11 protein-coding genes are annotated in these 11,980 nt (G+C 70.3%); 5 read left to right on the forward strand and 6 right to left on the reverse strand.

What is annotated here, in order from left to right:
• Window positions 1–4 precede the first annotated feature (4 nt).
• Window positions 5–898: a polyphosphate kinase 2 gene (gene ppk2 / locus GI374_RS01850; protein WP_154335301.1), complete on the reverse strand. Its 894-nt coding sequence runs from the start codon at window positions 896–898 to the stop codon at window positions 5–7.
• Window positions 899–981: 83 nt separating this feature from the next.
• Entirely contained in the window at window positions 982–1,755 is a 774-nt protein-coding gene (locus GI374_RS01855) for a ZIP family metal transporter (RefSeq protein WP_154335302.1), read from the reverse strand.
• A 136-nt stretch (window positions 1,756–1,891) separates the two neighbouring features.
• Between GI374_RS01855 and GI374_RS01860 the strand changes: the two genes are divergently transcribed.
• Both GI374_RS01860 and GI374_RS01865 read left to right on the forward strand, forming a co-directional pair.
• Complete coding sequence (locus tag GI374_RS01860; protein WP_154335303.1) at window positions 1,892–2,401, forward strand: ferritin-like domain-containing protein; 510 nt, start codon at window positions 1,892–1,894, stop codon at window positions 2,399–2,401.
• Between the two features lie 50 nt (window positions 2,402–2,451).
• The gene (locus tag GI374_RS01865) at window positions 2,452–2,940 is read left to right on the forward strand and encodes a DUF4142 domain-containing protein (protein ID WP_154335304.1); all 489 of its coding nucleotides are present in this window, start codon (window positions 2,452–2,454) and stop codon (window positions 2,938–2,940) included.
• A gap of 150 nt (window positions 2,941–3,090) precedes the next feature.
• Here GI374_RS01865 and GI374_RS01870 read toward each other — a convergent pair whose 3' ends face one another.
• From GI374_RS01870 to ade, 3 genes are all read right to left on the reverse strand, one after another.
• Window positions 3,091–4,737, reverse strand: coding sequence for a CTP synthase (locus tag GI374_RS01870; protein WP_154335305.1), 1,647 nt, complete (start codon window positions 4,735–4,737; stop codon window positions 3,091–3,093).
• A 149-nt stretch (window positions 4,738–4,886) separates the two neighbouring features.
• Complete coding sequence (gene secG / locus GI374_RS01875) at window positions 4,887–5,459, reverse strand: preprotein translocase subunit SecG (protein ID WP_370515085.1); 573 nt, start codon at window positions 5,457–5,459, stop codon at window positions 4,887–4,889.
• Between the two features lie 72 nt (window positions 5,460–5,531).
• Entirely contained in the window at window positions 5,532–7,310 is a 1,779-nt protein-coding gene (gene ade / locus GI374_RS01880) for an adenine deaminase (protein WP_154335306.1), read from the reverse strand.
• A gap of 58 nt (window positions 7,311–7,368) precedes the next feature.
• On the opposite strand from ade, the gene recO reads away from it, so the two are divergent.
• Window positions 7,369–8,073: a DNA repair protein RecO gene (gene recO / locus GI374_RS01885; RefSeq protein ID WP_154335307.1), complete on the forward strand. Its 705-nt coding sequence runs from the start codon at window positions 7,369–7,371 to the stop codon at window positions 8,071–8,073.
• A gap of 165 nt (window positions 8,074–8,238) precedes the next feature.
• On the opposite strand, the gene GI374_RS01890 is transcribed toward recO, so the two are convergent.
• A complete protein-coding gene (locus tag GI374_RS01890; RefSeq protein ID WP_154335308.1) occupies window positions 8,239–9,882 on the reverse strand; it encodes an acyl-CoA dehydrogenase family protein in 1,644 nt (547 codons plus the stop codon).
• Window positions 9,883–10,035: 153 nt separating this feature from the next.
• Here GI374_RS01890 and GI374_RS01895 point away from each other — a divergent pair, with 153 nt between their 5' ends.
• Both GI374_RS01895 and dapE read left to right on the forward strand, forming a co-directional pair.
• On the forward strand, window positions 10,036–10,803 hold the full coding sequence (locus GI374_RS01895; protein ID WP_154335309.1) for a sulfite exporter TauE/SafE family protein: 768 nt from the start codon (window positions 10,036–10,038) through the stop codon (window positions 10,801–10,803).
• A 1-nt stretch (window position 10,804) separates the two neighbouring features.
• Window positions 10,805–11,947, forward strand: coding sequence for a succinyl-diaminopimelate desuccinylase (dapE, locus tag GI374_RS01900; RefSeq protein WP_154335310.1), 1,143 nt, complete (start codon window positions 10,805–10,807; stop codon window positions 11,945–11,947).
• Window positions 11,948–11,980: the final 33 nt, after the last annotated feature.

An 11,980-nucleotide genomic window follows, 5' to 3' on the forward strand; every position in this document is an offset into this window, starting at 1 on the left:
CCAGTCAGAAGCGTTTCGGCACGTAAAGGTCGCGCGGCAGGATCTCGCGCTCGTAATCGGGATTGAACACCCGCTCGGGCAGCGTCACCGGCTCGTCCGGCACCTCGGTATAGGGAATTAGCGACAGCAGGTGGCTGATGCAGTTCAGCCGGGCGCGCTTCTTGTCGTTGCCGGGGACGATGTACCACGGCGCCTCGGGGATCGAGGTGCGCTCGAACATGTCCTCCTTGGCCTTGGTGTAGTCCTCCCAGCGGATGCGGCTCTCAAGGTCCATGGGCGAGAGCTTCCACTGCTTCAGCGGGTCGTGGATGCGCATCAGGAAACGCATCTGCTGCTCGGCATCGGTGATCGAGAACCAGTATTTCACCAGCCGGATGCCCGACCGGACCAGAGTCCGCTCGAAGCCGGGCACGTCGCGGAAGAACTGCTCGACCTCGTCCTCGGAGGCGAAGCCCATCACCCGCTCGACGCCTGCGCGGTTGTACCAGCTGCGGTCAAAGAGGACGATCTCGCCGCCGGCCGGCAGATGCGGGACGTAACGCTGGAAATACCATTGCGACATCTCGCGGCTGGAGGGCGCGGCCAGGGCCACGGTGCGGACCACGCGCGGGTTCAGCCGCTGGGTGATGCGCTTGATGACGCCGCCCTTGCCGGCCGCATCGCGGCCCTCGAAGATCACCACCACCTTCTCGCCGTGATGCTGCACCCAATCCTGCAGCTTGATGAGCTCGCCCTGCAGCCGCAGCAGGTTGCTGTAATAGACGCCCCGGGGCAGCGGATCGGGGTGCATCTCCTTGTAGGCGGCGGCGATCTGCCGCGGCAGGAGCGCGTCTTCGAGGTCGAGCTCGAAGTCCTCGTCGAGGGACTCGTCGATGGCGAGGCTGTCGAGGTCCGGCATGGCAGGCTCCGTTGCGGCGGCTGGCGCAGCGATCATGCGCCGCCTCCATGACTCGCGCGCGACGGCCCGCCGCGCAAGCGCCCTCAACCCAGCCAGACGTCGAGGAACAGCATGATGACGAGGCCGACGGCGAGGCCGAGCGTCGCCCTGTTCTGGTGCCCCGAGCGGTGCGTCTCGGGGATGATCTCGTGGCTGATGACATAGAGCATCGCCCCCGCCGCGAAGCCGAGCCCCCAGGGCAGCAGCGGCTGCGCGATCACCACGAGGCCGGCGCCGAGGATGCCGCCCACCGGCTCCAGCAGCCCGGTCAGCGTCGCGATCGTGAACGAACGCCGCTTGCTGTAGCCCTCGCCCAGCAGGGCCACCGCGACGGCGAGACCCTCGGGGATGTTCTGCAGCCCGATGCCGATGGCCAGCGGCATCCCGCCCAGCAGCCCCTCGGCGCCGAAGCCGACGCCGACCGCCAGCCCCTCGGGGAAGTTGTGGATGGTGATGGCGAAGACGAACAGCCACACCCGCCGGAGCGAGGGCGAGGCCGGTCCCTCCGGCCCGAGGCGGAAATGCTCGTGCGGCAGCAATTCGTTCATCGCATGGACCGCGCCCATCCCCAGCAGGATCGACAGACAGATGATGAGCGCGGGCCAGGGCCCGGCGCCGATCTGCTCCTCCGCCGCGTCGAGGCCGGGGATGATGAGCGAGAAGAACGAGGCCGCCAGCATCACCCCTGCCGCGAAGCCGAGCGCCATGTCCCGCTGCCCGGTCGAAAGCGTCCGCCCCACCAGCACCGGCAGCGCGCCGAGCGCGGTGCAGAGCCCCGCCGCGAGCGAGCCGAGAAAGCCAAGGAGGATCGGGGACATGGGGGGCTCCGGCAGCGTTTTCGCGGGCAAACTGGCCGAGACCGCATCAGCCGGCAAGGAGAGGTGCTGACAAATGTGGGTGGGAACTGCCACGCGACAGACGGGTTCGGTGCCACCAGAAGAAAAGGACCCGCAGATGACCGAACCGCGCGAATGGCTGGTCATGTGGCTGCGCGACGCCCATGCGATGGAGGAGCAGGCCGAGACCATGCTGACGGGGCAGGCAAGCCGGATCGAGAGCTACCCGGACCTGAAGGACCGCATCACCCGGCATCTCGAGGAGACGAAGGCTCAGGCCGAGCGCCTGCGCCAGTGTCTCGAGGGCATGGGGGAGAGTCCCTCGAAGCTCAAGGATGCCGGCGGCAAGCTGATGGCGACGGGCCAGGCGATGGGCGGCATGTTCGCGGGCGACGAGGTGATGAAAGGCTCGCTCGCCAGCTACGCCTTTGAACAGATGGAGATCGCCTCCTACCGCGTCCTGATCGCCGCGGCCGAGCATCTGGGCGAGATGCGGGTGGCCGAAGCGTGCAAGGCGAACCTGCAGGAGGAGATCGCGATGGCGGAGTGGCTGGCCAGCCACCTGCCGGGCACGACGCGGGACTTTCTCGACAGGGCGGCGGCGGGGGACAAGGACGCTAAGCGGTAAACTTCACGCCCGCTCGTGCAGCGGGCTTCAGTCAGACGAAGGAAACGACGATGAAAAGTCTTCTCTTGTCGGCCGCATTCGGCCTCGCAGCAATGAGCGGCGCCTGGGCGCAGGCGCCGGCGGCACAGGACTTCGTCAACCAGGCGGCCAGCGGCGGCCTGTTCGAGGTCCAGTCAAGCGAACTCGCGCTGCAACGCTCGCAGAACGCCGACACGCAGCAGTTCGCCAATCAGATGGTCACGGACCACACGGCGAACAATGAGCAGTTGAAGGCGGCTGCGGAAGCCGAGGGCCTGACGGTGCCTTCGGAAGTCGCCGGGCCGCAGGCCGAGATGATGCAGACGCTTGAGGCGGCCGAGGGCGACGCCTTCGACCCGGCCTATGCCGAGGCGCAGGTGACGGCGCATGAAACGGCGGTGCAGCTCTACCAGTCCTATGCCGAGGGCGGCGACAACGAGGCGCTCAAGACCTATGCGCAGGAGAGCCTCCCGGTGCTGCAGCAGCATCTGGAACACGCGCAAGGGCTGGCTGGGCAGTAGCTGCGGCGGCTGGCGAACGGTCCGGGCGGCGCGTGAGCCGCCCGGTGCGTCACAGCTTAGGCCGAGCTTGACTCGTAGGGTGCGTGCTCTGCACGCACCCTCTTGCCTCGACATGGTGCGTGCAGAGCACGCACCCTACGGCTGCCAGTCTCACACCATCCGCTCCAGCTCCTTCGCCGCGCGCACGAAATCCGCAAACAGCGGCGCCGGCTCGAAGGGTTTCGACTTCAGTTCCGGGTGGCTTTGGACGCCGATGAACCAGGGGTGGTCGCGCAGCTCGACCGCCTCGGGCAGGCGGCCGTCCGGGCTCATGCCCGAAAACAACAGCCCCGCCTCTTCCAGCCGGTCGCGGTAGCGGGCGTCGATCTCGTAGCGGTGGCGGTGGCGGTCCTCGATCTCGGTCGCGCCGCCGTAGACCTCGGAAATCTTCGATCCCGGCGCCAGCACCGCGGTATAGGCCCCGAGGCGCATGGTGCCGCCCTTGTCGTCGGTGATCTTGCGTTCGACCTTGTGGTTGCCCTGCACCCACTCCTTCAGATGGTAGACCACCGGCGTGAAGCGGACGGCGCCCGCCTCGTGGTCGAACTCCTCCGACCCCGCGTCCTCGATGCCCGCAAGGTTGCGCGCCGCCTCAACCACCGCAAGCTGCATGCCGAGGCAGATGCCCAGATACGGCACCTTCTTCTCGCGCGCATATGTCGCCGCCGCGATCATCCCCTCGGTCCCGCGCTCGCCGAAGCCGCCCGGCACGACGATGCCGTGGAAGCCGTCGAGGCGGTGGATGCCCTCCTCGCCCTCCAGCAACTCGCTGTCGATCCACTCGGCCTGCACGCGGACGCGGTTGGCCATGCCCCCATGGGTCAGGGCCTCGGAGATGGATTTGTAGGCGTCCTCGAGCCGGGTGTACTTGCCGACCACGGCGATGCGGACCTCGCCCTCGGCGTTGTTGAGCCGGTCCAGCACATCCTCCCACCGCCGCAGATCGGGGCGCGGCGCCGGGCTGATCCGGAAGGCGTCGAGGACCGCGCGGTCGAGGCCGACGCGGTGATAGGCCAGCGGGGCCTCGTAGATCGACTTGAGGTCATAGGCCGGGATCACGGCGTCCGGGCGCACGTTGCAGAAGAGCGCGATCTTGGCGCGCTCGGTCTCGGGGATCGGCTGCTCGGAGCGGCAGACGAGGATGTCGGGCGCGATGCCGATCGAGCGCAGTTCCTTGACCGAATGCTGCGTCGGCTTGGTCTTCAGCTCTCCGCTCGCCGCCAGCCAGGGCAGCAGCGTCAGGTGCATGAAGATGCACTGGCCGCGCGGAAGGTCCTGGGCGAACTGGCGGATCGCCTCGAAGAAGGGCAGGCCCTCGATGTCGCCGACGGTGCCGCCGATCTCGCACAGCATGAAATCGACCTCGTCCTCGCCGATGGAGAGGAAGTCCTTGATTTCGTTGGTGACGTGCGGGATCACCTGGATCGTCTTGCCAAGGTATTCGCCCCGGCGCTCCTTCTCCAGCACGTTGGAATAGACGCGGCCGGCGCTGATGCTGTCGGTGCGGCGGGCGGAAACGCCGGTGAAGCGCTCGTAATGGCCGAGGTCGAGGTCGGTCTCGGCGCCGTCGTCGGTGACGAAGACCTCGCCATGCTCGAAGGGCGACATCGTGCCGGGATCGACATTGAGATAGGGGTCGAGCTTGCGCAGCCGCACGGTGTAGCCGCGCGCCTGCAGCAGCGCGCCGAGGGCGGCCGAGGCGAGGCCCTTGCCGAGGGACGAGACGACGCCGCCGGTGATGAAGATGTAGCGCGCCATGCGGCCCCCGTGATGCGTGTTCTTGAGGCGAACGCGGCTCCGAATCCGGCCGCTATCACGGGAGCCGGGCTATAGCCGGAATCCCGCCGCGCCGCAACGGACCGCAATGGGTTGAAGGCGGGCCGCGGCGGGGCCCGCAAGTTCCGGGATCAGTCGGCGGCGGGCGCGGCGGGCGGTTCCGTCACCGGAACCGTGATGACGCGGGTGCGGGTGGTCGGGTCGGCCGCGGCGCCGCTGTCTGCCGGGGCGGTGGGGGGTTCAGCGGTGGCCGGCGCGGTCGCGGCGGGCGGCGCGTCCGGAGCCGCCACAGGGGGCGTCACCGGCGCCGCTGACGGCGCGGCGGCCTCGCCCGCGGGGGCCTGCGGCACCGGCGGCAGCACCGGCTGACCCGCGGCGGGCGGCGGCTGGTAGGAGGGCAAGGCGGGCAGGTCGCCGACCGGCGCCGTCGCCGGGGCGGAACCGCCGCCGATGCGGTCGATGACCGAGCCGATCCCGGCGCTGCGCGCGGCGAGGATCGTCAGGACCAGCGAGGTGATAAGGAACGCCGTCGCCAGTCCCCAGGTCGCGCGGCTCAGCGCATTGGCGGCCTGACGCCCGGTCATGACCCCGCCGCCGCCGCCACCGCCGATGCCGAGGCCGCCGCCCTCGGACCGCTGCAGCAGCACGACGAGGATCAGCAGCGCGGCGAGGATCAGGTGGACGGTCAGGACGACGTTCTGCACGGGCGCGGCCTCAGGGCGTTTGGGACGCGCCTATCTAGGACCGGCCCGCCCCGATGGCAAGCCGCGGAGGCTTTACCCCCCGGCGAGCGGCGTCAGCGCGAAGCGGGTCACGTCCACGAGGCCGAGGTCGGAGATCCGCAGCTCGGGGATCACGACGAGCGCCAGCAGCGAGTGCTGCATGAAGGCGTTGTTCAGACCGCAGCCGCAGGCTTCCATGGCGGCGACCATCTCGCGCGCCGCCGCCGCGACCTCCTCCGCCGGGCGGTCGGAGATCAGCCCGGCGATCGGCAGCGGCACCGTCGCAAGCTCCCGCCCCTCGCGCCAGACGGTGACGCCACCCTGAATGGCCGCCAGATGCGAGGCTGCCGCCGCCATCGTCTCGCGGCAGGTCCCGACGACCAGCAGGTGGTGGCTGTCATGCGCGACGGTGGAGGCGACGGCAACACCGGGGCCGTAGCCGAAGCCCTGCACGAAGGCATTGGTCACCCGCCCCGAGGCCCGGTGCCGCTCGATCAGCGCCAGATGGGCGATGTCGCCTTCGAGCGCGATCACGCCGTCGCGGACCGGCAGCGTGGCTGTCAGCGCGCGGGTCGGGGCTTGGTTCTCGATCACGCCGATGACCTTCACCTCGGCCTCCGCGCCGGGGGCCGGGGTAGCAAAGTCCTCCGTCGCCGGCTGTCGCCCCAGCCTCACCGACCGCCGCGCCGCCTGCGGCCAGTCGATCCGTGGACAGTCCACCAGCAGCCGCCCGCCCTCCGCCACCAGACGGCCCTGCGCCAGCACCGCCTCCACCGGCAGCGTCTTGAGGTCCGACGTCAGGATCACATCCGCCCGCCGCCCCGGCGTCAGAGAGCCGAGTTCCCGCTCCATCCCGAAATGCCGCGCCGGGTTCAGCGTCGCCATCTGGATCGCCACCAGCGGATCGCAGCCGCAGCCGATGGCGTGGCGAACGACGCGGTTCATGTGCCCCTCGTGGACCAGCGTGCCGGAATGGCTGTCGTCGGTGCAGAGGATGAACTGCCCCGGATCGAGGCCCGCCCGCGTAATCGCGGTGATCTGCGCCTCGACGTCATACCAGGCGCTGCCCAGCCGCAGCATCGCGGCCATGCCCTGCCGCACCCGCGCCACCGCCTGCGCCTCGGCGGTGGTCTCGTGGTCGTCGGCCGCGCCGCCCGCGACATAGGCGGCGAAGGACCGGCCCATGTCGAGGCTCGCGTAATGCCCGCCCACCGTGCGCCCGGCCGCCCGCGTGGCCGCGATCTCCGCCAGCATCTGCGGGTCGCCCGCCGCCACCGCGGGGAAGTTCATCATCTCCCCCAGCCCCGCGATCCCCTCCCAGCCCATCGCCTGCGCGACCTCGCCCGCGGTGATCTCGGCCCCGGCGGTCTCCAGCGCCGGCGCCGAGGGCACGCAGGAGGGCATCTGCGTGAAGACCGAAATCGGCTGCAGCAAGCTCTCGTCCCGCATCAGCCGCACGCCTTCGAGCCCCATGACGTTGGCGATCTCGTGCGGGTCGTGGAAGATCGTCGTGGTGCCGTGCGGGATCACGGCGGCGGCGAAGCCTGAAGGCGTCAGCATCCCCGATTCGATATGCATATGCGCGTCGATCAGGCCGGGGATCATGAAGCGCCCGTTCGCCTCGATCACCTGCGTCTCGGGACCGATATTGGCCGAGGCGTCTGGCAGCACGGCGGCGATCCGGCCGGCAGCGATGGCGATGTCGTGTCCAGGCAGCACCTCGCGGCTATGAATGGCGAGCCACTGCCCGCCTCGGATCACCATGTCGGCAGGCGCGCGTCCCGCGGCGACCTCCACGAGGCGGGGCTGGGCATCGATCCAGGGCAGGAGCATGTGGCGGTCCCTCGGGCTTTTTGCCACTGTGGCGCGCGGCCGTGGCAGGGGGCAAGGGATGGAGTGGCGCGAGGACGGCACGATCCTGAGACGGGCCGCGCATGGCGAGAACGCGGTGATCCTCGACGTGCTGACTGCCGGTCGCGGCCGGTCGCGCGGGCTGCTGCCGGGGGGCGCCTCGCCCCGCCGTGCGGCGCTGGCGCAGCCGGGGGCGCGGGTGGCGCTGCATTGGCGGGCCAAGGGCGAGGGGCAACTCGGAACCTTTGCGGTGGAGCCGGTGGCGGCGCGGGCCGGGCTGATGGGCTCGGCCGAGGCGCTCGCCGGGCTCGGCGCGGTCGCGGCGCTCCTCTGCTGGGCCCTGCCCGAGGACGACCCGCACCCGCGCCTCACCCGCGCGACCGAGGCGCTGCTCGACGCGATGGACGCAGAAACCGGCTGGGGCGCGGACTACCTGCGGTGGGAGCTGCTGCTGCTCGACGAGTTGGGCTTTGGCCTCGACCTCACCGCCTGCGCGGTGACGGGCGAAGGCGAGGGGCTGGCCTATGTCAGCCCGGCGAGCGGGCGGGCGGTGACGCGGGCGGGCGCCGGAGAGTATGCGCCAAGGCTGCTGGTCCTGCCGGCGCTGCTCGGCGGACAGGGCGGCGGGATGGCCGAGGGGCTGGCGCTGACTGGGCATTTCCTAGAGGTGCGGCTGGCACGGGAGCTGATCGGGCGGCCGGTGCCGGCGGCGCGTGGGCGGTTGGCGGAGCGGCTCAGCAGGTAGCCCCTCGCGACAACGGGCAGCGTTCGCCCTGGTGGACGCGAAGCGTCCGCCGGGGGGAGGGCGGACGCTGACCGACCCGCCGGGCGGATCGGTCGTCATGTGGCTGGCGGTGCACGAAATGGGCACAGGGTCCCATTTGCGAACGCGGGAGGTGTAGGTTGCGTCTTACCCCAGCAACCGCCGCGCAATCACCTGCGCCTGAATCTCCGCCGCGCCCTCGAAGATGTTGAGGATCCGCGCGTCGCACAGCACCCGGCTGATGGCGTATTCCAGCGCAAACCCGTTCCCGCCGTGGATCTGCAGCGCGTTGTCCGCCGCCGCCCAGGCCACCCGCGCGCCGAGCAGCTTCGCCATCCCCGCCTCGAGGTCGCAGCGCTGGCCGTGGTCCTTCTCCCAAGCCGCGAAATAGGTCAGCTGCCGCGCGATCATGATCTCCACCGCCGAGAGCGCCAGCTTGTCCGCCACCCGAGGGAAGGCGATCAGCGCCTTGCCGAACTGCTTGCGGTCGAGCGCATAGCGCAGGCCGAGTTCGAGCGCCGACTGCGCCACGCCAACCGCTCGGGCGGCGGTCTGGATGCGGGCGCTCTCGAAGGTCTGCATCAGCTGCTTGAAGCCCTGTCCCGGCTCGCCCCCCAGCAGGTTGTCGGCCGCGACCTTGAAGCCGTCGAAGCCGAGCTCGTATTCCTTCATCCCCCGATAACCCAGCACCTCAATCTCGCCGCCGGTCATGCCCTCGGTCGGGAACGGGTTCTCGACCGTGCCCGGCTCCTTCTCGGCGAGGAACATCGAGAGCCCGCGCCAGTCCGTGCTCTCGGGATCGGTGCGGGCCAGCAGCGTCATCACATGCGCGCGGGCCGCATGGGTGATCCAGGTCTTGTTGCCGGTGATCTCCCAGCCGTCCCCGGCGCGGACCGCGCGGGTCCGCAGGCTGCCGAGGTCGGAGCCGGTGTTCGGCTCGGTGAAGACCGCGGTGGGAAGGATTTCCCCGCTGGCGATGCGGGGCAGCCATTCGGCCTTCTGCTCCTCCGTGCCGCCGCCGAGGATCAGCTCGGCCGCGATCTCGGACCGGGTTCCGAGCGAGCCGACGCCGATATAGCCGCGCGACAGCTCCTCCGAAACGACCACCATGCTGGCCTTCGAGAGGCTGAGACCGCCGAACTCCTCCGGGATGGTGAGGCCGAAAACCCCCATCTCGGACAGCTCTTCGATGACCTCCATCGGGATCAGCTCGTCCTTCAGATGCCACTCATGCGCGAAGGGGATCACGCGCTCGTCCGCGTAGCGGCGGAACTGGTCGCGGATCATCTCGAGGTCCTCGTCGAGGCCGGTCGCGCCGACCGGGCCGCGGCCCTCGCCCTCGGCGATCAGCGCCGCGAGGCGGGCGCGGGTCTCGGGCGTGTTGCCGCCCATCAGCGCGCGGGCGGCCGGGCCGGGGGCGGGCGCGATCCCGAGGTCCGAGAGGCGCGCGAACTCGGTCTGGCTCATGGGGATCGCCGAGAAGAGCTGCGTCAGGTATTCGCCGCAGCCGATCTGCAGGATCAGCGCCTCGGTCTCGCGGAAGCTGCCGGCCTGCGCCAGCCGCCCGGCCCAGGCGCCGATCTGGCGCAGCGATTCGACGTAAGTGGCGATCCAGGCGAGCGCGTGGGCGGCGTGCTGCTCCTGCTCGAGCGCGGCGGGCTGGTCGAGGCCGGTGGCGGCGAGCCGCGCGGCGACGCCGTCCTTCGCCGCGGCGAGGATCGTGTCCAACTCCTGCGGCAGCGCGCCTGCATGGTCGAGCAGCGCGTCGGATCGGGCGGGGGTGTCGAGCATCGCGGGGCCTCCTGAGCGTCCGGGGCGGCTTAACGCCTTCGCTGCCGCAGCGCAATCATCATGCGTGAGCGAACGCTCCCGCGCAGCATTGTGTCGCCATGGTCGCGCGCGCCGGGACTGGCACCCGCCGCGGCCCGCGTCTAAGCCTCGCCCATGATCCTCGGTCTCGATGCCTCCGTCTTCCTGTTTGCCGCCGCGACCACGCTCTTTGCAGGCTTCGTGAAGGGCGCCATCGGCTTCGCCATGCCGATGATCATGATGTCGGTGTTCGGCTCGTTCCTGACCGGGACCGAGGCGCTCGCGCTGCTGATCCTGCCGACGCTGGTGACGAACCTGTTGCAGGCGGGCCGGCAGGGGATCGAGCCCGCGGTGCAGTCCGCGCATCGCTACCGGCTGCATATCGGCATGGTCGTCCTCTTCATGCTGGTCTCGGCGGCCTTCGTGCGGTCGATCCCGCAGGCCTGGATGATGCTCGCGCTCGGCGCGCCGATCACCGGTTTCGCCCTCTGGCAGCTGAGCGGCCGCCCGCTCACCCTCGAAATCCACCACCGCCGCCGGGTCGAGGCGGTGACGGGCATGATCGGCGGCCTCTATGGCGGCATCTCGGGCATCTGGGGGCCGCCGCTGATCGTCTATCTGCTGAGCATCGGCGCACCCAAGCAGGAGCAGATCCGGGTTCAGGGCGTGGTCTTCCTGCTCGGCGCGGTGGTGCTGGTGGTGGCGCATCTGTTCTCGGGCGTGCTGAACGCGCAGACGCTGCCCCTCTCGGCCGCGATGGTGGTGCCGGCGCTGATCGGCCTCTGGCTCGGGTTCCGGGCGCAGGACCGACTGGACGTGGTGCAGTTCCGCCGCTGGACGCTGGTGATGCTGGTGCTGACCGGCCTCAACCTTGTGCGCCGCGCCTTCGAGATCGGAGTGTGAGATGACCAACGCCGCCGACCTGACCGCAAGCCTGATCCGCTGCCCTTCGGTCACGCCTGAGGAGGGCGGCGCACTGACGCTGCTGGGCGGAATGTTGGAAGGCGCGGGCTTCGAGGTGCATCGCTGCGACCGGAATGGGGTGCCGAACCTCTTCGCCCGCTGGGGCGCGAAGGGGGCAGAGCGCAGTCTCGGCTTCAACGGCCATACCGACGTGGTTCCGCCCGGCCATCCGTCGAGTTGGACGCATCCGCCCTTCTCCGGCCACCGCGACGCGGGGCTGATCTGGGGCCGGGGCGCGACCGACATGAAGTCGGGCGTCGCGGCCTGGGTCTCGGCTGCTTGCGACTTCGTCCGCGAGGCGCCACCCGCGGAGGGCGCGCTGATCGTCACCATCACCGGCGACGAGGAAGGCCCGGCGGCGGACGGCACCCGCGCGATCCTCGACTGGATGGCCGGGCAGGGCGAACGCATGTCCGCTTGCGTCGTAGGCGAGCCGACCTGCCCCGAGCGTTTCGGCGACATGATGAAGATCGGCCGTCGCGGCTCCACGACCTTCGAGATCGAGGCGCGCGGCAAGCAGGGCCATGCGGCCTATCCCGACCGGGCGCGCAATCCGGTCCATGCGCTGATCCGGCTGCTCGCCGACCTCACCGCCGCGCCGCTGGACGAGGGGACGGCGCATTTCGAGCCCTCCGGCCTGCAGGTGGTGACGGTGGACGTGGGCAACCCCGCCGCCAACGTCATCCCCGAGACCGCCCGCGCCACGGTCAACATCCGCTTCAACGACGCCCATACCTCCGCCTCGCTCCGCGCCCGGCTCGAGGCTGCCGCGGCCGAGGTCGAGGCCGCCACCGGGGTCAGCTTCACCCTGGCCCAGCGAACCTCCGGCGAGAGCTTCGTGACCGAGCCCGGCCCTTTCGTGGACTTGGTCCGCGAGACGGTGCGCGAGGTCAGCGGGATCGAGCCGGTCCTCTCCACCTCCGGCGGCACCTCCGACGCGCGCTTCATCCACGAGCATTGCCCGGTGGTCGAGTTCGGCCTCGTCGGGCGCGGCATGCATGAGGTGGACGAGCGCGTGCCCGAGGCCGAGATCGAGGCGCTGAAGCAGGTCTATCTGCGGATCATGCAGCGTTACCTCGCCTGACAGGCGCCGGCGCTTTCCCCCTCACACCCGCCA

The organism is Paracoccus sp. S-4012 (assembly GCF_009674885.1).
Taxonomy (GTDB): Bacteria; Pseudomonadota; Alphaproteobacteria; order Rhodobacterales; family Rhodobacteraceae; genus Paracoccus.

Coding starts and splice junctions, on each gene's coding strand:
- ppk2 (WP_154335301.1), bottom strand. CDS start 898: ATGCCGGACCTCGACAGCCTCGCCATCGACGAGTCCCTCGACGAGGAC.
- GI374_RS01855 (WP_154335302.1), bottom strand. CDS start 1,755: ATGTCCCCGATCCTCCTTGGCTTTCTCGGCTCGCTCGCGGCGGGGCTC.
- GI374_RS01860 (WP_154335303.1), top strand. CDS start 1,892: ATGACCGAACCGCGCGAATGGCTGGTCATGTGGCTGCGCGACGCCCAT.
- GI374_RS01865 (WP_154335304.1), top strand. CDS start 2,452: ATGAAAAGTCTTCTCTTGTCGGCCGCATTCGGCCTCGCAGCAATGAGC.
- GI374_RS01870 (WP_154335305.1), bottom strand. CDS start 4,737: ATGGCGCGCTACATCTTCATCACCGGCGGCGTCGTCTCGTCCCTCGGC.
- ade (WP_154335306.1), bottom strand. CDS start 7,310: ATGCTCCTGCCCTGGATCGATGCCCAGCCCCGCCTCGTGGAGGTCGCC.
- recO (WP_154335307.1), top strand. CDS start 7,369: ATGGAGTGGCGCGAGGACGGCACGATCCTGAGACGGGCCGCGCATGGC.
- GI374_RS01890 (WP_154335308.1), bottom strand. CDS start 9,882: ATGCTCGACACCCCCGCCCGATCCGACGCGCTGCTCGACCATGCAGGC.
- GI374_RS01895 (WP_154335309.1), top strand. CDS start 10,036: ATGATCCTCGGTCTCGATGCCTCCGTCTTCCTGTTTGCCGCCGCGACC.
- dapE (WP_154335310.1), top strand. CDS start 10,805: ATGACCAACGCCGCCGACCTGACCGCAAGCCTGATCCGCTGCCCTTCG.